This window comes from Primorskyibacter sedentarius (assembly GCF_004342065.1).
GTDB classification, from domain to species: domain Bacteria; phylum Pseudomonadota; class Alphaproteobacteria; order Rhodobacterales; family Rhodobacteraceae; genus Primorskyibacter; species Primorskyibacter sedentarius.
In genome coordinates, this window is the sequence record NZ_SLZU01000002.1 from 484,128 (window position 1) to 507,363 (window position 23,236).

Annotated in this window: 23 protein-coding genes, 2 pseudogenes and 1 other annotated feature; of the genes and pseudogenes, 9 read left to right on the plus strand and 16 right to left on the minus strand. The window is 53.8% G+C overall.

What is annotated here, in order from left to right; all coding sequences use genetic code 11:
• Nucleotides 1–648: 648 nt before the first annotated feature.
• Nucleotides 649–984 (plus strand): hypothetical protein, encoded by a 336-nt coding sequence (locus EDD52_RS06130; RefSeq protein WP_132242880.1) that lies wholly within the window; start codon nt 649–651, stop codon nt 982–984.
• Between the two features lie 121 nt (nt 985–1,105).
• Here EDD52_RS06130 and EDD52_RS06135 read toward each other — a convergent pair whose 3' ends face one another.
• Nucleotides 1,106–1,657: a recombinase family protein gene (locus EDD52_RS06135; protein WP_132242882.1), complete on the minus strand. Its 552-nt coding sequence runs from the start codon at nt 1,655–1,657 to the stop codon at nt 1,106–1,108.
• Between the two features lie 513 nt (nt 1,658–2,170).
• Here EDD52_RS06135 and EDD52_RS06140 point away from each other — a divergent pair.
• Nucleotides 2,171–2,728: a hypothetical protein gene (locus tag EDD52_RS06140; protein WP_132242884.1), complete on the plus strand. Its 558-nt coding sequence runs from the start codon at nt 2,171–2,173 to the stop codon at nt 2,726–2,728.
• Nucleotides 2,729–2,874: 146 nt separating this feature from the next.
• Here the strand turns inward: EDD52_RS06140 and EDD52_RS06145 are convergent, their stop codons facing one another.
• From EDD52_RS06145 to EDD52_RS06160, 4 genes are all read right to left on the minus strand, one after another.
• A complete protein-coding gene (locus tag EDD52_RS06145) occupies nt 2,875–3,957 on the minus strand; it encodes a 5-methylcytosine restriction system specificity protein McrC (RefSeq protein WP_132242886.1) in 1,083 nt (360 codons plus the stop codon).
• Nucleotides 3,958–3,961: 4 nt separating this feature from the next.
• Nucleotides 3,962–5,821, minus strand: coding sequence for an MrcB family domain-containing protein (locus tag EDD52_RS06150; RefSeq protein WP_132242888.1), 1,860 nt, complete (start codon nt 5,819–5,821; stop codon nt 3,962–3,964).
• A 1,197-nt stretch (nt 5,822–7,018) separates the two neighbouring features.
• Complete coding sequence (locus EDD52_RS06155) at nt 7,019–8,359, minus strand: hypothetical protein (protein ID WP_132242890.1); 1,341 nt, start codon at nt 8,357–8,359, stop codon at nt 7,019–7,021.
• A gap of 573 nt (nt 8,360–8,932) precedes the next feature.
• A complete protein-coding gene (locus EDD52_RS06160) occupies nt 8,933–10,201 on the minus strand; it encodes a tyrosine-type recombinase/integrase (protein ID WP_165907465.1) in 1,269 nt (422 codons plus the stop codon).
• A 540-nt stretch (nt 10,202–10,741) separates the two neighbouring features.
• On the opposite strand from EDD52_RS06160, the gene EDD52_RS06165 reads away from it, so the two are divergent.
• From EDD52_RS06165 to EDD52_RS24470, 4 genes and pseudogenes are all read left to right on the plus strand, one after another.
• A complete protein-coding gene (locus tag EDD52_RS06165; protein ID WP_132242894.1) occupies nt 10,742–11,437 on the plus strand; it encodes a DUF3800 domain-containing protein in 696 nt (231 codons plus the stop codon).
• Nucleotides 11,438–11,748: 311 nt separating this feature from the next.
• Nucleotides 11,749–11,943 carry a hypothetical protein gene (locus EDD52_RS06170; RefSeq protein WP_132242896.1) on the plus strand — a complete coding sequence of 65 codons (195 nt, stop codon included), beginning with the start codon at nt 11,749–11,751 and terminating at the stop codon, nt 11,941–11,943.
• A 156-nt stretch (nt 11,944–12,099) separates the two neighbouring features.
• Nucleotides 12,100–12,474, plus strand: a pseudogene (locus EDD52_RS24465) (thermonuclease family protein); the annotation flags it as partial.
• Nucleotides 12,475–12,495: 21 nt separating this feature from the next.
• Nucleotides 12,496–12,720, plus strand: a complete 225-nt coding sequence (locus EDD52_RS24470; protein WP_481374237.1) for a sunset domain-containing protein — start codon at nt 12,496–12,498, stop codon at nt 12,718–12,720.
• Nucleotides 12,721–12,817: 97 nt separating this feature from the next.
• Here the strand turns inward: EDD52_RS24470 and EDD52_RS06180 are convergent, their stop codons facing one another.
• Nucleotides 12,818–13,384 (minus strand): hypothetical protein, encoded by a 567-nt coding sequence (locus EDD52_RS06180; RefSeq protein ID WP_243651851.1) that lies wholly within the window; start codon nt 13,382–13,384, stop codon nt 12,818–12,820.
• Nucleotides 13,385–13,918: 534 nt separating this feature from the next.
• Here EDD52_RS06180 and EDD52_RS06185 point away from each other — a divergent pair.
• On the plus strand, nt 13,919–14,560 hold the full coding sequence (locus EDD52_RS06185; protein WP_132242900.1) for a hypothetical protein: 642 nt from the start codon (nt 13,919–13,921) through the stop codon (nt 14,558–14,560).
• Between the two features lie 43 nt (nt 14,561–14,603).
• Here the strand turns inward: EDD52_RS06185 and EDD52_RS06190 are convergent, their stop codons facing one another.
• The 7 genes from EDD52_RS06190 to EDD52_RS06220 all read right to left on the minus strand — a co-directional run bounded on the left by EDD52_RS06190 (nt 14,604) and on the right by EDD52_RS06220 (nt 19,126).
• A complete protein-coding gene (locus tag EDD52_RS06190) occupies nt 14,604–14,852 on the minus strand; it encodes a hypothetical protein (RefSeq protein WP_165907466.1) in 249 nt (82 codons plus the stop codon).
• 144 nt (nt 14,853–14,996) lie between these two features.
• Nucleotides 14,997–16,103 carry a bifunctional DNA primase/polymerase gene (locus EDD52_RS06195; RefSeq protein ID WP_165907467.1) on the minus strand — a complete coding sequence of 369 codons (1,107 nt, stop codon included), beginning with the start codon at nt 16,101–16,103 and terminating at the stop codon, nt 14,997–14,999.
• Between the two features lie 94 nt (nt 16,104–16,197).
• Nucleotides 16,198–16,482, minus strand: coding sequence for a winged helix domain-containing protein (locus tag EDD52_RS06200; RefSeq protein WP_132242906.1), 285 nt, complete (start codon nt 16,480–16,482; stop codon nt 16,198–16,200).
• Between the two features lie 107 nt (nt 16,483–16,589).
• On the minus strand, nt 16,590–16,775 hold the full coding sequence (locus EDD52_RS06205) for a helix-turn-helix transcriptional regulator (protein ID WP_132242908.1): 186 nt from the start codon (nt 16,773–16,775) through the stop codon (nt 16,590–16,592).
• A 3-nt stretch (nt 16,776–16,778) separates the two neighbouring features.
• Nucleotides 16,779–16,964 (minus strand): helix-turn-helix transcriptional regulator, encoded by a 186-nt coding sequence (locus EDD52_RS06210; RefSeq protein WP_132242910.1) that lies wholly within the window; start codon nt 16,962–16,964, stop codon nt 16,779–16,781.
• Nucleotides 16,965–16,995: 31 nt separating this feature from the next.
• Nucleotides 16,996–17,832, minus strand: coding sequence for a hypothetical protein (locus EDD52_RS06215; RefSeq protein WP_132242912.1), 837 nt, complete (start codon nt 17,830–17,832; stop codon nt 16,996–16,998).
• A 1-nt stretch (nt 17,833) separates the two neighbouring features.
• A complete protein-coding gene (locus EDD52_RS06220) occupies nt 17,834–19,126 on the minus strand; it encodes a tyrosine-type recombinase/integrase (RefSeq protein WP_132242914.1) in 1,293 nt (430 codons plus the stop codon).
• A 561-nt stretch (nt 19,127–19,687) separates the two neighbouring features.
• On the opposite strand from EDD52_RS06220, the gene EDD52_RS06225 reads away from it, so the two are divergent.
• Entirely contained in the window at nt 19,688–20,518 is an 831-nt protein-coding gene (locus EDD52_RS06225) for a protein NO VEIN domain-containing protein (RefSeq protein WP_132242916.1), read from the plus strand.
• Between the two features lie 3 nt (nt 20,519–20,521).
• Here the strand turns inward: EDD52_RS06225 and EDD52_RS06230 are convergent, their stop codons facing one another.
• Genes EDD52_RS06230 through EDD52_RS06240 form a run of 3 tightly spaced genes read right to left on the minus strand, consistent with a single transcriptional unit; the run spans nt 20,522 to nt 22,724 of the window.
• Entirely contained in the window at nt 20,522–20,902 is a 381-nt protein-coding gene (locus EDD52_RS06230) for a hypothetical protein (protein WP_132242918.1), read from the minus strand.
• Nucleotides 20,902–22,227 carry a recombinase family protein gene (locus EDD52_RS06235; RefSeq protein ID WP_132242920.1) on the minus strand — a complete coding sequence of 442 codons (1,326 nt, stop codon included), beginning with the start codon at nt 22,225–22,227 and terminating at the stop codon, nt 20,902–20,904. Before EDD52_RS06235 ends, EDD52_RS06230 begins: the two co-directional genes overlap by 1 nt.
• Complete coding sequence (locus EDD52_RS06240) at nt 22,224–22,724, minus strand: DUF2924 domain-containing protein (protein ID WP_132242922.1); 501 nt, start codon at nt 22,722–22,724, stop codon at nt 22,224–22,226. The genes EDD52_RS06235 and EDD52_RS06240 overlap by 4 nt, the downstream gene beginning before the upstream one ends.
• 120 nt (nt 22,725–22,844) lie before the next feature.
• Between EDD52_RS06240 and EDD52_RS06245 the strand changes: the two are divergent.
• Nucleotides 22,845–23,236, plus strand: a pseudogene (locus EDD52_RS06245) (transposase); the annotation flags it as partial.
• Nucleotides 23,132–23,236, plus strand: a sequence feature (AL1L pseudoknot). This feature is flagged as partial in the annotation. Its footprint overlaps the pseudogene before it by 105 nt.

Sequence of the window (23,236 nt, forward strand, 5' to 3'; positions counted from 1 at the left end):
ATGTTGCATGGGGCTCTTCACCTACTTGAGCGATCAGACAGCGCAGATCACACGATGTGGCGCTAGCCTTAAAAGCGTGTGGGTAGACCCTGAAATTTGTGTTCAGTAGGCGCACTACTAGTTTGACTTGGTTTGTAAAACACAACTAATGTTTCCGTTGCGTAAATTGGCGCGACTATTGGCGACAAATTGATTTGGAGAAAAAGTTGTGAAACCCTTATTTGTCTTGGCAGTAACTATACTGGCATTTTTCCCGGCGTTAGCGTCCTCCGAGGGAGACATGCATAGCGGGGGGATCGACTACCAAATAGCCCAAAGCTATTCTTGCGGACGCACTTGTGGAAAGGTGAGAAGCTGTAAAGAGGCTGTGTACCAGTGGTGCGTATGTGGCTATCGCCGTGCAGATGGTGACAATGACGGCGTACCTTGCGAAAAGGTCTGTGGACAAAGTACCAACAGAAACCTTTCCCGAGTGAAAACGTTCAAACAAGAGCTAGGATGCCGGTAGCGGTGTGAACGGGGATATTTAGATCTATTTATCTTAGGTGGCACACATCACGCTCGCCTCTTAAAACTAATTTATCCTTTTGGGTTGCAGTGTCTTGTTCAAGTTGCGATACAAAAACCCCACACCTCAGGAGATCATTAATGAGATTTTTTCTATCTTTGGCAATGGCTTCCGCCATGCTCGTGGCAGCCTGCGCAAAGCAGCCCGAAAACATTGCGGCGGTAGAGATTGGTCAAAACGAATACCGTGGGTATTCTTGCAAACAGTTGTCTGATACCAAGCTAGCGCAAGCCCAGAACCTAGAAAATCTGAGCGCAGCGCAGAAGAGTGCAGCAAGTGGGGACGCTGTTGGAGTCTTCCTCCTGGGGCTTCCTGTTTCGAGCATGTCTGGGAACGACAAAGAAACTGCGATTGCTGTGGCTAAGGGCCATATTCAGTCAATCGAGCGAGAACAAGCCCGCAAAAATTGTAAGTAGCGTGAAGTCTCGAACGAGAAAAGAATTAGGCCCCGCCACTTGGTGGGGTTTTTCATTTCATCAAGGTTGATGGGGAGCAAAAGGCTCTCTTCAACTCCCCCAATCCCCGATAGCGAGATTGCTAATGTTGGCTGGTACATATCCGATGTACGGACCTTTCGGAGATTCCCAACTCACGGGCCACATCTCGCTTGCTCTGTCCCTCAGATATAAGAGCCAGAACTTGTTCGCTCTTGAGCCGTGCCGTGGGCTTCCGGCCTTTGTACTTGCCCTCAGCCTTGGCCTTAGCGATGCCTTCCTTCTGTCGTTCCAGCATCATCTCCCGTTCGAACTGAGCGACAGAACCAAGGACATTGAGCATCAGCTTGCCCGTGGCGGTGGTGGTGTCCAGACCAAGGCTAAGGACCCTCAGTCCTACTCCCTGTCCCTCCAGTGCTTCGATGATCTCTCCGAGGTGCCGAACAGATCTAGCTAGCCTGTCCAGCTTGGTGACGACGAACACATCACCTTCCCGACAGAATGACATTGCCTCAGCCAGCTTGTCACGCTTGGAGACGGAACTCGTCTGTTCGCTCCAGACCTTTTCACAGCCTGTTGCTTCAAGTTCTTTCTGCTGTGCCTCCAGCCCTGCCAGTTGCTCTAGGGTTGAGGTTCTTGCGTAACCGATCAGCATGTTCGGTCTCCTTCTCTGCCAATGATGTCTAAGGGTTTGCGGCAGGGTGTCTGCCAAAAGCCGAAAACGACTTCATTGTCCCTCTAACGCGATACATTCGAGGGCTGACACACGGGCAAGGTCTATTGGCAGATGGATAAGGTGTTGCTTGGGCTGAAATTTTTTGGTGAGTGGAAAGGGGGTAGGGGTGTTTCGGAAGTGACTTCAAAAAAGAGCGGGCTTTACTGTTCTTATTATTTCGATTTTATTGACGGGTTCGCATCGAGTGCTGTAATCAAAACAAATTCTGAAAAAGCTCCCAGGCATGATGCCGTAGCTCAAGCTGCTGTTTAGAATAGGTTAGTCAACCTTCGAAAGGTTGTAGATAGGGATCTCGATAGTACGAGCGGCCTATGTCAGTCTTTCGGCGTGAGTATTCATATGGAGGCGCAGCTTAAACAAAGCGGACATTCCCAGGTGTTTTAGAGTGCGCTAAAAGGTTTTCGAATATTCATTGCTGGAACATCACAGATCATGATTGATTTGCGAGAAATTGGCGAGGTTTGCGTCTGGCCGGACTACTTGAAACCTGAGGGCTATGGCGACTTCAACGTTGAGGATTTCAATAATTGGTGGGAACGAAACGGGGAGAAACTCAATCACTTACCAGAAGCTCTAGCTGAGCAATGGATATACCGGCATTGGTGCGAATCCGTAGCCTCGTTTCTCTTAATCGAAGATCTGACATGTCGCGAAGATACTTGGCCTCCTGATGACTTCATCACAAAAGTTGGAACCGTGAGAGGCAAAGAGGCCCTGAACCCAAAACATGATTTCGAGGTGTTTAGCGGGCAAGAAACTGGCGAGAAACTTCCTACGGCAAGGGCGCTGGATTCAGGACAGTGGGACTTTCCGTTAGTAGTGTTGGAAACTCCAGATGGTTTCATCGACTGCATAGGAGACCACATTGAGACAGAGTATTTCTTGGTCGAGGGTCACAAGCGCCGCCGCTATTTGAATGCACTTCTGCATCGCGGGGTTTCATTGGCGCACCAAAGAGTCTACGTCCTAAGCTCGACAAGCCAATTTTGAACTAAGCGGTTAGGCAGCCTAGAGCTGGCTTTGGTGAGAGGATCCAGCGCTGCGGTGCGGCTCAACAGACCGGCTATTGATGCATCATACAGCATCTCCTTCAGACGCGACGGCCATTTCCAAAGTCAAGACTAAAGATATTTTCGTCAATTTCGGTCAGCAGTGACGCCGCATCTCTCCTCATCCAACGCATTGCGGGCTGGCGTAACCAGATCCAATAGCTCATCGTGGATAGACCGCCACTCACCACTCAAATCGACAGTTGCCACCAGGACGGGGATGCCGAGTAGGCGATATCTTAGGCGTAATTCATGCTTAATAGCTGGATAGATAAGGAGCCCGGATAGGTCCTGATGAGGCTCTTTCAAACGGCAATGTGCGAGGTAAGTCGAGAGCTGATATAAGTGTGCAGATCGAACCTTCGGGTCATAACGACCACCTGCAAGTGCCTCCCTATAGTACTTGGCATCGGCAACGATCGTGCGATTGCCAGATCTAAGGGTAATGTCAGTTTGCATGATTGGAAGAAATAATAGATCCGCTTCATGTGCGGCTTCTGCTCGCCATGACATAATTTCAGACGCCGCGGAATACCCTGGAAGTTCAGCACGATAGAAGTTTCTTAGAAAGTCCTCGAACAGCGCGGACATCCGTACCTGGTCTTCTAAGATACTCTGGAACTTCGAATTTTTACCCTGCTCGTCCGGGAGGAGCGAATGAAAAACAAGCTCACAGACTCGCATTAAGAACCCGTACTGAGAGGTGTTTCGATGCAATTGAACGCGGCGAAATACGTCGCCGGACAACCGAGCAGGCGTAACTCCAACCATCCGGCGTGCCGTCTCCCGAAGCTCGTGCCGCAGGGATTTCTCCACGTCTCCACAATTCGCAAGCGAAATCAAGCTGCCTTTCAGGATCTGGTTGTGCAGCACATCCGGCGTCAGCTCGTCTAGGTCACAGACAGCAAAGCCGCGGAGCATCGTTTGTTGCTTAGCCATAACTTCAATCCGAAGCTTGCCTCGCGGTGATCGTGTTTCTTCTGTAATTTCGACGTAACCGCGATCTAGACCACGCCTCAAGAGAGGGTGCGTCCCTTCGATTAGCGCTTTGCCGAGTAAATTGGGCAAATCGTGGCTTTCGTCCGCCCCAATCGCTCTTACTGACCCGCTCTCAAAATGCCCCCACGCGTAAAGGAGTAGGTAGTAGATATTGCGGACTGGGATGGTCACTTGATCACCTCAGGAGCCTGTCGCGCCACTGATCAGCCGTCTCCGGCGCATCAAACCAGTATTCTTCAAGCAACGGATGAATCTCTGTTTCCACGATGCGGCGATACCAAGCTTCTGAATCGTCCACGCATTTTGTCGGCGTGAAGAAGCTATGCCCTATCCTGAAGCCGGGTCCGAGGTTTGTCCGATCACTTTCGATGGCTTGGTTGAGCTCAGCCATACGATTGATAACTCGAGTGATAAACTCTTCTGAGACACTGCGCTCTTCCAAGTATGCCCGAAACTTCGGTGCTCCATAGAGCGGTTCCATACCCACAAACGCAAATCGCCTGCGGAGCGCATAATCAACCAGTGACAACGAGCGGTCGGCAGTATTCATCATTCCGAGTACGAAAAGGTTTTCCGGAATGTAGAAGTCGGGATCTTCGTCGGACGCGTAGGCCAGTCGCGTCTTCCAGTCAGGACCTCGTTTATCTGGTTCGATCAAGAGCATCAGCTCGCCGAAAATCTTTGAAAGATTGCCGCGGTTGATCTCATCGATGATAAATACGTAGGTTCCCCCTGGATCGCGCCCTGCGCGATCACGAAACTCGTAGAAGGTTCCGTTTTTCCGCTCGAAGCCTTGGCTGCCGTTCGGGCGATAGCCCTGAACGAAATCCTCATAGCTGTAGGACTGGTGAAACTGGACAGTTTGAAGCTTGGTGTCATCCCGAAAGCCAATGAGAGCATAGGCAAGACGGCGTGCGACAAAAGACTTTCCGACGCCCGGTGCACCCTGGAGTATCATGTTTTTCTTGTATGCCCAGATGTCGAGAAACCGCTCCACGTCGTCGCGCTCAAGGAACAGCTCATCAATTGCATCATCGATACCGTATGGCACTGCTGCTATGGCATCTGTGACTTTCACTGAGCCTTCCGCATCGATCGGCTGCTTCTCTGGAGGCGTTTCTATTACTCTTTGGTATGCACTCAGAAGGCCGTCTAACAACTCTTCGATCTTGGCATCATCAGGCAGGTCGTCATTCGGCAGAAGGATGTGTGCAATCGTACCAATTTTGTAGTTTTTTGCTGCAGCCGTTCCCGACTTTAGGTCGATGTCGTTATCTAAGAGAAAGCCAGTTTTCTTGAGTTCCTGGATGGACGGGCGAACGGATTCTGCAACGCGAACCATTTCCTCAGCAGCGCCCCTATCCTTTAAACGGTTACGCAGCTCCGTCATTCCCTGGTTAAGAGTGAGGTAGGTCACTGAAAGATCTTCAGCAATCAGGAAAACAATATAGGTTCCTTCTTGAGTAGTTGTAGTTTCTCGTTTGTCCATGAGTGCAATCCAAGGAGTTTTAGTCCAAACTCCTTTTCCTACAGAAATTTCAACTTTAATGTCTGGCCTTTTCGATACTGGCGAAGATTCTGAAATCCAATCCTGTAGGTCTGTAATGGCGCTTCGAATTTCTTTGCTTAGTTTAAAAGGATTTGACCTTTCCTGCCCGTAAATTCGCAAAAAATCTGTAAGTCGTTTCGAAAATTCAAAAGTTTTTTTAGTCTGAGAGCTTGGAAGCTGGCTATTTTGAAGGCGGCTTCTTGCGGCATCCACAACCTCATCCCGAAATCGCTCAGGATGGCGAACCACAATCGCTTCGTAGCTTGAGCTTTGATCGATTTGCCCAAATCCTGAAGACCCTTGGAGTACGCGCGCCTCAATAACCGAGACTGCTCCCTTCTTTCGGATATCACGCGGTTCGTAACCCATCGAACGAGGGAGGCCCTGGCTAGCTTTTTCATCCTGCCACTTAAGGAGCGCAGCTCCTAGCTCCCGCTCAAGGGCGTCTCCGCTAGCCTGAAGCTCCTTGATTACTTCCGATGCCATAGATCTGTTCCCTGAGAAAAATTAGTTTCATCGCAGTTTGGTGGGCTAAATCAGAAGCTGCAAGCGGATCGTTCCTTCAGCACAGTGATTGTTTGCCTACGTTCGGTCCCCAGCGTTCCCACGGGCAGTCCATTTTGGTATTTCAGCGAGTTTCGTCATCCATCAACTGGAAAAGTTTCCGAGACATGTGTGGCTCAGCAGCCTTTCACGGCAATCCAACAAATCAGCGTATTTGGGCTCATTGCCTCTGTTGGTCGTCACCTTTCAAAATCCGTGCGTTGAAAGGCCGCTTTGTCGAAATCGTACCGAACAGTTTGCTATCGCAGAGAATGGCCGCAATGCGCCCGTCTTGTAGGTAGCAAAACCTAAATCCTAAGGACTCTTCCAAGGGCTGAGTGCTTGCGAGTGCAGGTCGTAGCGGGCATCCTAGAACATCCTCCCAACGTCACCCAGCCCCTGGTAAATCGCTTCTAAAGCGCCATCAAAGCCTGCCTTACCTGCTCATAATCCTCTGCCAGTGGCTCTGCCCCCTTCACATTCTGCTTTTCCCTCAGCACCTGTAACACCCCACGACACTCCCGATGGTAGGACACAGGGTCCCACTTGTCTCGGTTGCTTTTCCTGACAGCGATCACCCATTGGTCAGGCCAGAGTTGGACCCTGACCCTTCCGCGTCGGGCGAGGATGCCTTCTGCGTCCTCAAGGCCATGCCATTCGGTAGTCCATTTTCTTGCAGGCTGAGTAGGGGCTTTGGTCGTTCTAGGGTGGTGGGTCGTCAGATGCTGAAATGGCTCTGTGCCCTCGTTGTATTGGCTCTGTGGGCTGATTTGGTTCATGTTGCTGTCCTTTCAAAATGCGAAAGACCGGAGAGAAAACTCCCCGGCCTGCTTGTGGTTATGGTATTGGCTTGATTGGTGATGTTTTGAGTGGGCGTATGGAAAAACGGCTGGGCGAGAAGCCAGAGCCATATTCCTAGCGTACAAGGTAATGCCCTAGGGTTGGTTTAGTATACCTTGTGGCTATCTTAGGTATTACTCATATTAGTAGATGATTGATCACCCCATCATATCTGTATGCCCTAAGATTTACTTTAGCTTCCCTGAGGGATATCTGATTGGATGGTCTCTATTGACTATTCTCCTGCTTGGTTAGTTAGTCCCTCCTTTCTGTGGCATAGAAATTAGTTGGCCTTCCTGCCTATTTTTCTTGGATGTTAGGAACGATCCCGCATTCTAAGAAGAACCTATGCTTCAACACATTCTCCGCCACTTCCTTATTCTCCTGCGGAACAATAAGGCTGTCATGAACGGGCAATGTCGGTACGTCATATTCATCTCTTAGTTCACGCATGGCAGCGAATAGAACCTCAGACTCGATGAACTGTATCTTGGACCAGTCCAAAGCAGCCTTCGTAAGCTCTGCAAGGCACGGGTGATATTTCAGAACGATCTGGCTAGCCTGCTTTCCCGTCAATTTGGGAAATGGCTTGCCGGTTTCTGCGAGGTATTCCGCCTTGGTTCCTCTCGGCCACTTGTCCAATGGCTGGCCCTTGCTGATCATGGCGTTGACGATCTTCTTGGCGAGGGGCCTGTCCAACTCTGGCGTCTGGTAGGGGTCTTTCCTGACATCAAAGGGCGCACCCAGAAGACCGTAAACAATTGTCAAGTGACTGGCCCTTACGTCTAGCTCCACCGTAGGCTGTCCGTTGAGCGTGATCTTGCTTCTCTCGACAGCCTTAAGGCTCTGATAGTTGCCGGGTCCTATGGCGTAGAGACGTCCACCTTTGTTCCAGTCAAAATCGGTATCATCCCCGTTGTTGAAAACTCGCCTCAGTGTTGGCTGTGGTATCCCCCCGATGTCTTGATCTTCAAGGTAGGCGTTATATTCACGAACATCCTGAGCCAGCATTTGAACCTTCAATGTGTTTGAGAAGGCGACAATCTTGCCCGTCTCATGCTTTCCGCGACCTGTTTTTCTTGCTCTGAGCCTTATCGGGTTGAACCTTTCCTGATCGGTGCAGAAGTGCTGCTTTAGGCTCTCCGGAAAGATGCCGTAAGTTGCAGCGAGGTGCAGAAGCGTGTCAGTCGCTCGGTATCTGTTGGCCCAGCGCTTCATTTTGATCTCTGCCCCTTCGAACGTCCCTATTTGTTGGTAGCCTTTGCGCACCTCATGCAGCCCAAGTTCTGCCCACGTCTCGGTGATGCTCCGAAACCCCCGATCAGTCATGCAGGTGCCTTTGAGGTTATCCTGACCGCTGAGGCAGTAGAGATAGCCACGCGATTCTTGGTTCGTGCTATGGCGGATCAAGGCAGGAGCCCAAGTGGCAAGGCATCGCTTAAAGGTTTCAATCTGGGCCTTGTTCCTGGGCCTCACTCGTTTGCCTGTGGCGAGTTCATATTGTTCCGTTATCTGGAAGAGTTTCTGCACGAACTCTTTGGCCCCTTTTGATGTCGCGACCCAAGACAGATGGGCTCCACCCGCTTTCCGAAGGGCTTTGCCTAAATCGGTGTTGTCTTGGGTGCCTTGGTCGAATGGCATGTCTTTCTTTCTCCTTGTACGAAAACAGAAAAAGACAGCCCCCGGTGCGAAGACTGCCTCACTTTGATCTGGTGATTTGATGGGTTCCGGGCCTCAGTGCCCGCTCTGGTGGTTTGAAGGTTTTAGGTTTGGCTGAGTGCCGTCGATGTCCGTCCGGCAGGGTGAGGTCGTCAAAATCTTAGACCCCACCTCAGCCCTCGTTATATTGGCTCTCAGGACGTTTTCCCGAGGTGTATTCACCTAAAAGCGATGTCAGGCTAAACGCATAAATCATTGCGAGCCCAGTCAGTACGCCAACAGCTGAACTGAAGCGTAAAAGCGAAAAACTGTTCCCTTCATTCTATAGGGTACAGAGTTAGTCCCAAATTTCGGAAAACGGGTACTCCCCAGCCCTACGTGCGTCTGTTTTCGGAGGGCAGTGAAACATCGTTGCCCCCTTTCAAAGCCGGTTAAGCAGGGAAGTAACTGTTTGAGCGAACGGGAAATTCGTCTAGTGAGTTAGTGCTCCGGCACAGCAACGGTAATCTGTTCCCTTACCCTATGGAGTACAAGGTTGGTCAGCGAGAAGTGCTGCTACACGGGGTATGACAGCTTTATGATCGTATCCCGCTTGTTTTCGAAACTGGCACCGCCGGAGTAAAGCCCGTAGGTCATGGTTTTCTTCTCATGGCCGACAATATCAGCAACTACGTTCTCAGGAGCGCCTGCTCTTTCAAGTTCTGTGATCACTGTCTTTCGGATGCTGTGAAATACAAGCTGTGAGCCATATCCTAGCGACTTCTTCAGCCTTCCAAATCGTTTGCCAATAGCATCGGATCGGGTGCCATATTTGTTGTCCGGCAATCCAGACAGCAGAAATCCATCAGCGCTTTCATTTGCCAGACGCTGAAATGTCTCCTTAAGCTTTGGGTGGATCGGAATTTCACGCCAACCTGCGTTCGTCTTGCCGTCTACAATCCGAAATTTGTCTTCTTCCACCTGTGCCAACTTAAGAGAGCAGATCTCTTCGATCCGACACCCTGTCCACATAGCACACCATATCAGATCACCTAGTTGAGCATCTCCTTTGGCGTGGGCTGCTTTCCAGAGTTTTACGACTTGTGCAGGTGTGAACGGTTCTCTTTTGGTTCGAGCCGACGCTCTTAGAACCTTCTTCTTGCTTGGGCTCAACCCTGAGAAGGGGTCTTGCTCGTCTGTGACCAACTGGAGATGCTGTAGATATTGCCAGTAGCCACGACAGGCAGAGACGATACGTCGAACTGTTGCAGACGACAGGTTTTCCTCTTGTAGGAGATGGTCGATCCATCCCCGAAGATCTTTCCTGCTTACATCGCTGGTATAGGGGAAGCGTTCAGCAAACCGTAGGATATCTGACCGCTTCATGTCCAAAGTCTTCTGCTTCTGCTCGGACAAGGTTGAAATCCACGCGTCTAGTTTCTCAGTGGTTCGGATCGTTTCTCCGTAGAGAACCTCTACAAAGCGCTGTTCCGCTTTTTCATTTGGTAGCCTTTGGGCAGCCACAACGTCTTCAAGCACAAATTCTAAGTTCTCCCGTTCATCTTCCGACGCTGACGACAGTTCCTCTCGCCATTTTTCAGCGAGACGAAACTGGTTCGAAGAAGGATCATTTGAGGCTTTCCGGGCCTGTTCGATCTGGCGCTTCCATTGGGCGACAATCGGGCCAACACGCTGCTCTGCCAGAGTTTGACTTTCGGTTCTTAAAGATTGAACAAACCTAGGCTTCTTATCAAAAAATTCTCTTACGTCCTTAGGAATGTCCAACGCTGCGTACCAACGACGATAGCGTTGTTGAAGATAACGGGGGGTTTTAGTTCGAGCCATATTCCACACATGTTTTCCACACAGGTTTTGCGTAGTTAGGACGAAAATACATGCTTTTAAAGGGCAATTTACACTTTGTCGGAGGCTCCCTTCGTCTCCGCCATACGCTTTTGTTTTCATTGGAAAAAAGTAGTTTAGGCGTAGATTGCCCCACATCATACCCCACAAAGAAAAAGCGCCTGAGAATCACTCGGAAGTGGGCCTTCTTGTCGCGCCGTGCTGCATTCTCTGAATTGTGTATGCGTAAAATGTGCTGCCCACATCGGTCCCGTGACGAACGGTGGTGGAGATTTACCCCCCCCCCAGTGGCCGGTGCGGTAAACGGGCTATCATGCATGGCTTTCTTCAAAGTGAACCTGAGGGTCAAATTTATCGAATGACAGGTCGACTTGCGAACGAGCAGTTGCCATACGTCTCCATCGAGACGTAACCGCATTATTCTTAGCCGTCTCGGCAGACCTTGCGGTTCATCGGATTCATTTATATGCGCCAACCACAAGGCGATATGCAGACAACAGCAAGGGGTGCTCCAATAGTCCTATGCCAGAAGATGTTTCTCAAACTGACCTGCCTACTCTATATATATTTCTAGACGAGGGCGGTAACTTCGACTTTACGAAGAAAGGGTCGCGGTTTTTCACACTGACCTGTGTAAGCCAGTACCGACCATTCTCGCTTCATACAGATCTAGACACCTATAAGTACGACCTTATCGAACATCGGCTGAAACAACGCATCGACATTGAGTATTTTCATTGCGCTGATGACAACAGGCACGTTCGGAGCAGAGTATTTAAGATGCTTGCAGAGTCGGTACCGGTCGGATCGGTTGACTCGGTGATTGTTGAGAAGCGCAAGACCGGCCCTGCACTGCGACCCGCAGATAAGTTCTATCCGAAAATGCTGGGTTACCTGCTGAGATATGCAGTCGAGAAGGCATCGCAAGGTGTCGGAGAGGTGACGGTTATTACAGATACACTGCCAGTTGCGAAAAAAAGGAAAGCGGTAGAAAAGGCGGTAAAGACTGTTCTTGCAGACATGCTACCGTCAGGCACGCCATACAGAGTTATGCATCACTCTTCACGCGCTCACTACGGGCTACAGGTCGCAGATTATTTCAACTGGGCCATATACCGCAAATGGGAGCACGGTGATGCGTCAGCACTCGATACGCTCGACTCACAGGTTAGAAGTCAGTTCGACATTTTCCGAAAAGGAAAGCGATTTTACTACTGAAAAAAATGACCCCTCCGACTACCTAAGCGGAGAACCCCTTGGGCTCTTGTCATCGGAGGGGAACCTTTGGTGACAACATAGTCAGAAAACTGTGGATTTCAACTTGGAAAATTACTCATGTGACGGAAGGTTAGGCTCAAAATGGCTTGGCTGTAGCCCTTCGACACGTAAACTCGGCCACAATACTGAGTTAGTCATGGCTATGTTTCGTCATCAAGTGATAGCGGAATAACAATATTTTTGTGGTGCGCAGCACCGCGACACTATCGCTCAAGGAACATCCGCAAGTCGCCCGCGCTGAGAAGGTGGCGATGCTTCCAGACGAATGCGCGGTCGGCCTCACACTCGCACCACTCGATTTCAAAGCAGCGCTGGGCATAAGTTTGATGTCAAATGCCATAGATCCGCTATCAGCTAGTTTTGTCACAACAGCCATAGCAAAAGCGGCAAGAGCATTGCTGCCCACCCCAAGACAAGCATCAGGTAATCAATTGCCTTGGTCTTGAATTGGGGCGGCAGATTAAAGTTTTTCATTGGTTTTCAGTTGATAAGTTTAGTGGGCATGCTCGTTTGCCATGGCTATGGTGCTAAAGAAGCACAAAAAAAGTGTTAACGGGTGGGACATCATGGAACTATCCTCGTGGAAAATGACCCTCTGCATTATGCTGTGTCTGCTGCCAGGCGCTGCTCATGCCCAAACCCGCGTCGTTGATGGTGATACACTTGAGATTGACGGCACTGTTTATCGTCTGAATGGTATCGACGCTCCCGAAGCTGGGCAGCAGTGCAAAAAACCGTCCGGTGCCTCGTGGCACTGCGGTCAGGCTTCAATTGACGCGATGGCCGCACTTTCTGCGGGGAAGACCGTGCGATGCGAGGGGACAACAAGCGATGGTTATGGTCGGACAATCGGCACTTGCTTTGTGGACGGTGTAGACCTCGGCGCGGCAATGGTTCGCACCGGCAATGCGTGGGCGTTCGTGAAGTACTCCCAAGTTTACGTTAAGCAAGAAAGGCAGGCCAGAGAGGAACGGCTGGGTGTTTGGCAAGGTCCGGCAGTGGCTCCTTGGGATTATCGAGCAAGGCTTTGGGAATCAGCGACCGAAGAAGCTCCGAAGGGATGCCCGATAAAGGGGAATATTTCTCGAAACGGCAGGATCTATCACCCTCCTTGGTCTCCTTGGTATAAACGAACCAAGATAAACACCGCGAAAGGCGAGCGATGGTTCTGTTCAGAGGCTGAGGCGATAGAAGCAGGCTGGAGGGCGCCAAGATGGCGGTAGTGTGAGCGCATGGTGATGAATGCGTCGACCTACGTTATTAGTTCGTAGGGTCGTGGATTGCAGTCAAATGGCTCGCGCTTTAAGCGCGCACAAAAGGCTAATCCTCAAGGAACATCCGCAAGTCGCCCGCGCTGAGAAGGTGGCGATGCTTCCAGACGAATGCGCGGTCGGCCTCACACTCGCACCACTCGATTTCAAAGCAGCGCTGGGCATAAGTGCGGTTCCACATTCCCTTCGGTTTGAAGGCGATGATATTTGCAGTGCCGGGATTTCCGCCCAACGCCATGCGCAGCTTGTTTGCGCGCCTCAACATGCGGTTGTAGCGGGCCTCTGACTGGCAGGTATAGGCAACGTCGTAGCAGTGGCGGCAGAGGAAGTAGCGCCCGCCTGCGAACAGTTTGCCGACACGACGATTACAGGCACGACCCGAGGCAACGCCGGGGCAGATGAAGTAGGGGCGTGTCCCGCCAAAATGGCAATCTGCGTGGGTGATGCAAACTGTTTCAGTAATCGACTCCCATTCGCCACCGTACTGGCTGATCCGGTAATCTAGGACCACTTGGTTTTGCTTTGCGCTGTATCCGATGCGCGCGACTTCTTCGCCGTCCTGCGACCAGACCCAATTGCCGCGCCTGCCGGGTTGCAAGCAGCCTTCGCGGTACATCCTGTTCACATCCAGTGACCGGCAAGCCTCTGCCTTTTGTCGTCTGGGGCGACGACCTGATCCATATCCCCCCATTAGACGGCCCCCGGATATTTTCCGAAATCATAAGGCAACTTCAACATTCTCGGCCCTTTCCCAAGCTGCGCCATCGGTTCTTTAACTCTGGTCATGTCTGCCCTTTTTCAGCTGTGACTTTGCGATGATGTAGCCCAGCGCGCCGAAGCACAGGTCAGCCATGCTATCGGCCATCACGGGCCACGCGCTGCTGCCGCCGGTCTTCGGCCGGAGTCGAAGTCCAACGCATACAGACGACGGCGTTTGCGTTGTCGGAACAACACCATACACTTGGGTACGTCTGAAAAGGTAATGTTGCTCGTTTAATTGAAATATTCCTTTTTATTTTTTTTTCGTTGTCGCGATGCGGTAGTTCGGGTCTTCTTGTAATCGTTCTTGGGTGCTTGCAGGTCTCGAGTTTTGCGAATTTCGCTGTTTTTCTGATTTTCCTTATCATTAATAATGTAAAGGTGTATTATTATGAGACCACTCTTTCTTATTTTGTGGCTGATTGCGTCAATTTTTGCGGCGAACCTCGCCGTCGCCGCGACCTATAAGATTTCTGTGAAGACGTCCTTGGAACAGTTTTCGCTCAACCTAATTCGCTACGATGAAGAAGACTATCCTTATAGGGTTCGTTATGACGTTCGTTCGAGCGATGATCCTGTGTTGGAGAACTATCCTTACCAACATTATATAGACGCAGCCTTTTCTGGATATGGAAGTATGCAGCTTTCTGATCGGATTGGTGCAAGTGGGTCAACATATTGGACTGCATCAAATTGCACGGGTGTGTTTGTAAAAGGGTTCTGCCAGAGCAACTATTTTTTGGGACAAGTTACAGGGAGCTCAATTAACTTGCTTGACGGTGGTTACTATCATCATTCTCTCTCCACTGAGAGTGGTATCATCAAAACGGCTACTGACTCAAGTTATGACTGGAGTAATTCACTCGGCAATTTTACCGTCCTGTTCGGCGAAAATATCGTCAACCGTATTGATGCCATTAGTATTTCTCAGGTGCCTGTGCCTGCATCGGGTCTGTTGTTATTGATGGCGGTTTTTGGAACTTGCTGCGCTCGAGTGACAGCCAAAAAAAAGAACGAATGCCTTCGATCCTAGCAAGGGTGACTTTGGCTAAGGTTTTATACTTTGAAAATGCATTTCAGCAGGTAAACACTTTTGCCATGTGCTGAGAAAGGCCACCTAGCCATTTCTCGATACACCGTCGCAGTTCTTCGATGTTAAGGAAATCTTTTAGATCTCCAGATAGGTTCACGGTCGGCCACGCGGCGCCGCCGCCGGGTATGTCGCCCAGCAGTTCCTTGGCGGTCCACCCGACGAAAAGGACGGTCACTAGCAGCGTTGGGGCGTAGAACAGTGCTAGGCTTGCTCCGATAAGCATATGCGCCATCTGCACCGACACCATGGCGTGTCATGCGGATGCTGGGCCGGGGGCAAGGTCGGATCTGGCAAGTTCTGCCAGACCTTTCCACGCGGATTGCACCAATTCGGCCATCACGTTTCGCCTTCGGGTTTGTAGGTCGGAATCCGCGCGTCATAAGTAACTATAGACCCTCCCCCTGCCTTCCCCCCGCACCACTCTAGAGCGGAGTAGTGGGATTTCAGCTTCGGACAGGCTCGCTGGCATCCGGGTCAGCACAAAGGTTTGCTTTTTCGATCCCGCGCGATGCTTGCTTGCCAACCGTAAGAGGCCGACATCCTCCAGCAGGCGGCGAGCGGCGCGCAGTCGGGGCACTGAAAGGTTCAACAGGCCAGCCGACCGCATGGCAGCGAAATCCAAGGGGAAGCGTTTTCCGGGGGAATGCCCGTGTTGGTCCTCCAGCGTCACCAGCAAGGCGATAGCGTCTGCCCCGTTGGGTTTGTCCCGTAGCGCATCCAGTGACCGCCTCTGCATGGGGAAGGCGCTGTCACGGCCCTTATAAACGCTGTTGTTCAGCCGACACTTCCAAGCCCATCCGGCGATATCCCGCAATTCGCTGTCGGGCATTGTGGCGGGATCTGCGCACCACTCGTCGCGGATGCCCGCAAGGTTAGCTTCCAGTTCTTTATCATCGCTGACAAATTCCACCATGCGCATGGCCTCTTTCACAAGTTCAACATGGCGCTGCCCGGTTGGGATCGGGGCCGATACCGGCTTTGAAGGCGCGTGCAGGGTTGGCAGGTCATCTTTCCCCAGCAAACCTTTCACTGGCTCATAGAACCCGCCATCAGGACGGCAAGACAGCGGTCCCACCACATAGCTGCGCGCCCCCGTCTTGCTATCGACGGGCAAGCCTTCACCGCGCAGGTTTGGCATGGCCCCGGCGGCGCGATAATAGAGATGCCGACCGCGCGGCGTCTTGACGTGAACCGGGCTGCAACCAAAGCGCGCTTCCATCTGTGCCACAAGGTCCGGGTCGTCACAGTCGCAGTCAATTACTGCCAGCCCATCCAGCCGCACTCCATAGGCCTGTGAGCCTGTCCGGTGCATGGGGGCCAGGATCTGCGACAGGGTTAAGCCGGGGCTAGCCCACGACCGCAAAAGCGGTGCTTTGCCATCCGCACCACCGCCCAAAGGTAAGAGGGGGTGGCCCGCCCCTTTCAGGCGAGCCATTTCGTTGCGGAGTGCATCGGGCAGATGTGAAGCCCGAAGCGCGGTCATGACTTGCCCTCCCCATAGGCAAGGGCGGCTATGGACTGTGCCACGGATCGGGAGACACCCAGTTCGCGGCACAGGCGGGCGGTGCGCAGGGCCATCATGCGCGGCCCTCCACATGCTCAATCGTGACAGTGCTTTTCAGACGATAGACGCCATGTTCGCCGGGGAAGGCACCGCCATGCGGCTGCATTTCAGTATCAATGACAAAGCCTTTCCCACGCAGGGAAAACACGTAGTGAGACACTCGCGGCGCGGGGTTGTGCAGTGGGGTTATCCCGGTTTCACCGGCCTTGACCAGTTCCAGCAATGTCCAAGCCAGTCGGCCTTTCAGGTGCATCACAATGGGCGTGTCGCCCGTTTCGATCTTCGCTTTGATTTTCATGTGTTCGGTTTCCGTTGTTGAAAACGGAACGGGCCGGGGATATCGTTGCGTTTGTCAGAACTACACCGAAAAGAGCCGCTGCCCGTCCAATGGGTGGCGGTTTTTCGTTAAGCAGCTTCGGCTTTGGCAGCTTCCCAAGCTTCGATATCCGACAGCTTCCAGCGCGTGCAGCCGGGTGTCAGACGAATGGGCTTGGGAAAGGTCGGGTCAGTCTTAAGCCAGCGGCGCGGGGTCAGGTGATGGACCCCGTAACGCAGGCCGATTTGACGGTCTGACAGGTAAGTTTGTGACATCTCTCAGATCCCACTCTGCTTACAGTTTTTCAGCCATTCCGCAACTTCAGTTTCTCGCCATGCCACAAGGCGCGATCCAAGCTTCACAGGTTTAGGAAATTGCCCTCGCTTCATCCAATCATAAAGTGTTGAAGGAGAAAGCCCGGTGCGCGCTTGGACATCTGGGCGACGAAGTAGTTTTTCAGCCATGTCGGTTCCTCTTGGTTCCAATTGAACATGGTTAAAATACTTCCGTAATATCGCCTCTCCGGATAGTGAGCCAAAACACGGGCTTTTCGTTCACCACTTCCTCGCGTTTCATATATTCGCCCTCAGCTTCTTCGGGAAAGGCTATGAAAAACCCCCCGAACTCCTTAGGAGTTTCATCGAGATAAGTGATGCCCAAAGCGTCACGCACAGAAAATTCTATTATTTCGAACGTGGAATCTGGTATAGATTTAAAGAGTCTTTCCAGTGTGGAAAATGTAGCTTGCAGCTCTGTGCCGCGGAGACATTTTTCAGCAAGTTCAACCGCGTCTTGTATGCTGGTGCCTAGAGGCGCGCGACCGTGTTTTTCGAAGTAGTCTTTTACTTCATTTGGCAGCAGCATGAATGACATAAGATCAGTAATTTCTGCGCCTTGTCGTTGCGCATTTCGAATCCCAAAGATTACTTCGCGTTGTAGTTCGTGTTTCAGAGCAAGGCGTGCGCGCGCTAAAGGATTATTTGACCTACCTGTCTTACCCGGAGCGCCTTTCAAGATTGTATCAGTGATGAATTTATCTATTCCATCCAAAGCCCAAACCGGCGGCGTAATTACTTCTTCACGGCAGATATGCAGCGCCTCCAGAAGGGCAATTAGATTTCCTCCTTGATATCTGACGTATGCAGAGCGAAGCCGGTCGAGGAACAAAGGAAAGTCTCGGGTATCAAGAGGTTGCTCTCTTGATGTACCATCCGGCAGGCCTTTGGCTGCGCAGTGTTGTGACCAAAGGTGCACCAACCAAGCGTTTTCGCTACCCGAAATCAGCGTTGCCAATAATACATCGTCTAGATGCGGTTGCGGTTCATCGTCCATGTCAAGCAAGCCTCAGTACTTCTGCACATGCCCAGTTCTTACCGGTCAGGTAACCTGCCCAGTTGCCCATCATCTTGCGGCGTTTTTCGATCATGTCTCCGCGCCGATAGGATGCCTCCACGCTGTTGCTAATCCGGTGTGCCAAAGCGACTTCGGCCATGTCGCCGGGATAGGTAGTGCGCTCTGCAACCCAATCACGGAACGTACTGCGCAGCCCGTGTGGCACGGCAGGGCGCTTGTTCTGACGGTCAACAAAGCCTGCGCCCCCTGCCTCGATATCCGCTTTGTGCATCCGCTTCATCGCCGCCGATAGTGTCATGTCCGACAATTGCCCACCGCGCGCTGCAGGGAATACCAGCGGGTTACCTTCCAGACGGGGCAAAGATTTTAACAGCGTCACAGCCTCTGCCGACAGCGGGACGCGATGTTCTTTTTTCATCTTCATCCGTGCCGCCGGGATGATCCACATCGCATTGTCAAAGTCGATTTCTTCCCAAAGCGCGCCGCGTACCTCTTGCGACCGCAGCGCAGTCAGGGCCACAAACTCCAAAGCCCGCGCGCCAAAGCATTCACGCGCCCGCAGCGCGGCAAACCAGCGGGGGGCGTCCTCGATCTGCACAGCCGGTTGATGTACTTCCTTCGCGACCTTGGAAGGCGCTGGCAGCAGTTCTTTCAGGTTGCCCGCCCAGCGCGCCGGGTTGTCGCCCGTGCGATGCCCTGCCACCGTCGCCCACGACAGTACCGCTTCGATCCGACCCCGAACGCGGGAGGCGGTTTCGGTCTTCTCCCGCCATATCGGTTCCAGCACGCGCAGCACATCTTGCACTGTGATATCCTGCACCAGCATCTTACCAAGTTCCGGCTTGGCGTAGGTCGCCAAGGTGTTCTGCCATTGCTGCCGGTGTTTGGCGTTCTTGAAGGCGTCCAATTTGGCGGCAAGGTATTTGTCAGTCGCATCTGCAAAGGTCAGGCCACGGCTTTGCGCCGCCGCGAGCGCGGCCTTTGCGGCTTTGCGTTCTTCTACCGGGTCAATCCCTTGGCTGATTTTCTCACGCGCTTCACGGGCCTTTTCGCGGGCCTGTGCCAAGGTGACAGCCGGATAGCCGCCAAGGCCAATGTCGCGTCGCACTGCGCCAACCTTCGCGCGCAGCACCCACGAGCGGCCCCGCTTCGGCGTCAATTGCAAGTGAAGGCCAGGAACACCGCCGACAGACCGCAGAACATTTCGATTCCCACCGGGATGGACAAGGCGCTTCACATCCAGCGCGGTTAACTCGTCAGTGACCTTCGGCATAGCATTATCCCACATCCTACCCAACATAAATACTGTAATTGGATGCGTGGGATTGCACAAGATAGCATGGCGCGGCAGGGCAGAAAATGCGGAATTATATATTATTATAGATGGTTACGGTGCGGATCGCGTCGGATTGCTAACACTTCATGGCGGGCTTCGTCTCCGCCATTATCCCCATTGCGAACCAGTGACACCGCCCTGACGGGTACGGATTTTTCGGTGTTATCAAAGAGGTTTGCGTGAACCGACCGAACCTCATAGGCGCGCTGCTAGGCCGAGGCTGGGCTCAGAATGGCCCTCAGTCTCAGTTTGGGCGAACCTCGCCCATTTCGGTTCGGTCCCGTTTTCCTTTTATCTTTCAATGGCCTGCTTCCAAACCCCGCCAAAACCCAAATCGGCGATCCGAAAGACAGCGATGGCAACGTAGACAGAACGCGCGGTAGGCGCGTTGCTCGGGATGCCAGCGTAAATCGGCGGATCTCTTGGGTAGGTTTGCATCCCAATCCCCCAACCGAAACCGCTGATGACAAATGATTTTCTCGCGTCTAGCCTGGCCGCATGTCGAACGGGCCTTGGACAGATGCAGAGAATGACCTGATCGTCGCGGATTACTTCGCGATGCTGTCTGCGGACTTTGCTGGCAAGTCCTACAACAAAGCCGCTCACAATCGTGATCTTCAGACCCAGATCGACCGCAACCGCAGTTCGATCGAGTTCAAGCACCAGAACATCAGCGCGGTTCTCAGGGTTCTCGGAGAGGACTGGATCCCTGGTTACAAGCCCGCGCAAAACTACCAGGGCACACTAGAAGATGCGGTGGCGCGTTGGTTGGAACTCAACCCCGGCTGGCTGTCCCGCATTCCGGACCGGCCCGCGATGGGCCTCCGTGAGGCAGCTCAGCTTTGGATTGGGCCGCCCCCGACGCTCAGCAACCAGCCGCCCCCTCCTGAGCTTGAGCAAACCATCGCCACCGCCCGCAAGTTTGACGTCGCCGAACGCGATGAGCGCAACCGTGCGCTTGGCCGGGCCGGAGAAGAACGCGCGCTGGCGCATGAGAAAGCGGTGCTGGCTGGCTCCGGGCGCTCTGATCTTGCGTCAAAGGTGCGATGGGTCTCGGAGGAGGATGGCGATGGCGCGGGGTATGATATCGCCAGTTACGCGCCGGATGGTCGGCCCCGTCTGATCGAAGTGAAGACGACCAACGGCTGGGAACGCACACCATTCCATATTTCGCGGAACGAGCTGGCTGTTGCCGACGAACGGCGGGCGGACTGGTGCCTCATGCGGCTCTATCACTTTTCACGGGAACCGAAGGCGTTCGAACTGCGCCCGCCGCTGGACGCCCACGTCTCGCTGACCGCCACGAGCTTTCAGGCCAGCTTTCACTAACCCTCAGTCAAACACCCGCTCCGGCTGCTCGTCCCACGGCAGTTCTGCCACGCCGCAGAGGTCAAAGATCGACAGTACCGTAGGCTCGCGCCGTAGGACGAGCCGTTCCAGCACCGATGGCGCGAGCCATGCCAGGCGGATCACGCGGCTGACATAGCGGTCGGAGATGCCTTCCTCTCTGGCGAGATCGGCAATGGTGGTGACGTCGCCGCGCTCCAGCCTGCGCCGCCAGTCCCACGCACGGCCGATGGCGCGCAGGAGGCGAGCATTCTGGCCGCGATCCATGGCCACCTCTATCTCCTTCGGTGGCAGGATGCGCGGGCGGCCGCCGCGATTGCGCAGGGTGAGTGGGATGTGGACTCGGAGGGTCTCGGGCTCTGCCATCACGCCACCTCCGGCTTGGACGAGGCCATCAGCGCGGCAATCGCGCCCAAGCCCTCATGGCGCAGATCGACAGCCAGCCCGGCCTCACTGGCGGTGACCCGCGCCACCAGAAGCCGGACCACGCGTGCCTGTTCGGCCGGAATCAGCGCGTTCCACATGTCATCGAACTGGGTAAGCGAGGCGCTGATGTCCGCCTCGCCAAGGTCTGGCCGATCCTTGCGCAGGGTCCGTGACACCCGCGCGGCGACCTCGGGGGTGCGCAGCAGGCGCCGAATTTCGCCGACCACGGCATCCTCGACCATGCCGCCCGGCAACCGCTGCGGCCCGCGCAGTTCGGCCTTCGGCCGTTTCTTGATCACGTCCATCGAAACGTAATACCGATAGCGGCGCGTGCCTTTTTGGGTGTGATGCGGAGTCATAGCCACGCCGGTCTCGGTGAAGATCAGCCCGCGCAGAAGCGCCGGTGAGGGTTCCTGAGCCGCAGCCTTCCTAAGATACCGGTTGTTCGCGATCACCTTATGCACCTCGTCCCATAGTGGCTCGTCGATGATCGCGTCGTGCTCGCCGGGATAGGCGCTGCCCTTGTGGACCGCGAGGCCACGATAGACCTTGTTATGCAGGGTCTTGAGCAGCGACGTCTTGTCGTAGGGCCTGCCGGTCTTGGTCAGGATAGCACGCGCGTCCAATTCGCGGATCACCTGCGCCGTTGAACTGGACCGCGCGTAGAGGGTGAAGATCGTCCGCACCGTTTCGGCCTCGGTCGGATCCACGATCAGCTTGCGGTCCTTCACGTTGTAGCCCAGCGGCACGGGCCCGCCCATCCAGATGCCCTTCTTGCGCGACGCAGCGACCTTGTCGCGGATCCGCTCGCCGATCACTTCGCGCTCGAACTGGGCGAAGCTGAGCAGGATGTTCAGCGTCAGCCGCCCCATGGAGGTGGTCGTGTTGAAGGACTGGGTGACGGACACGAAGGTGACGCCGTGCTTGTCGAAGATCTCGACCAGCTTCGAAAAATCCATCAGCGCGCGCGACAAACGGTCGATCTTGTAGACCACGACGATGTCGATCAGCCCGTCCTCGATGTCGGCGATCAGGTCCTTCAGCGCAGGGCGTTCCAGCGTGCCGCCGGAGAAGCCACCGTCATCATACCGGTCGCGCAGACAGACCCAGCCCTCGGCCTTCTGGCTGGCGATATAGGCCTCGCAGGCCTCCCTCTGCGCGTCGAGGCTGTTGAACTCCATGTCGAGCCCTTCCTCGCTCGACTTGCAGGTGTAGATAGCGCAGCGCAGACGGCGGGGCGGTTGCGGCTGTGATTGGCGCGTCATTTGCTGATCCTCGGGCGTGGGGTGAAGCCGAAGAACTTCCAGCTGTTCCAGTTCGCGCCGGTGATTGCCCGCGCTGCGCCAGAGAGCGATTTGAACCGGCGACCCTGCCACTCAAATCCCTTCGCCAAGACGGTGACGGTATGCTCGACGCCGTTCCACTCGCGAACCAGCTTGGTGCCCGGCATCGGGCGTCGCGGATCAGACACCATCTGTCCGGGTTCCCCGGAGGCCACCTCGGCCGCAAGCGCATCCAGCGTCCGCCGTGTGTCGCGACCAATGCCGCCAAGGGCCAGTTCCTGGATCCGGTAGCCGAGCCGCAGCTCGAGATTCTGGCGGCTTGTATTTGGCGCGGGCGCGTCAAAGATCGCTGCCCATTTCTCGCGCAGCTCCGGCACGGTCATGGCCTTCAGCGAGACAAGCTCCGCCAGGTCAGCGTGGCCCTGCGCAGGGCCAACGCCTGTTCTCTTTCCTACTGATTTCGTTTTGGTTTTCGTCATTCGTCCACTCCAACTCGGGTTCGCAACTGGTGACCACGAAGGCGAACAAGGGCGAGGATGTCCAGCGAACTGAACCGCCCCGGGTTTACCGGAGAGTAAAACTCTCAAAAGGTGAGCCTCATGACAAACAAGAAACATACCCCGAGCTACACGGCCGAGTTCCGCACGCGCGGCGTTCGGCTTTTCCGCGAACATCGTTCTGATTACAGCAGCGACAGTGCTGCCTACCGGGCGATTGCCTCGAAGCTGGGCTGTTCGTCTTTCAGCCTGCGGGACTGGTGTCGGCGCGCCGCGCGTGATGCAGGCGAACTGTCTGGACCGACGAGCGAGGAGAAAGCACGGATCAAGGCCCTGGAGCGTGAGAACCGTGAACTCAGGCAAGCCAACGAGATCCTGAAGAAGGCCAGCGCATATTTCGCTGCGGCGGAGCTCGACCGCCCATTCCGCAAATGATTGCGTTTATTGATGATCACCGTTGTGTCCATGGTGTCGGGCCGATCTGCCGGGTTTTG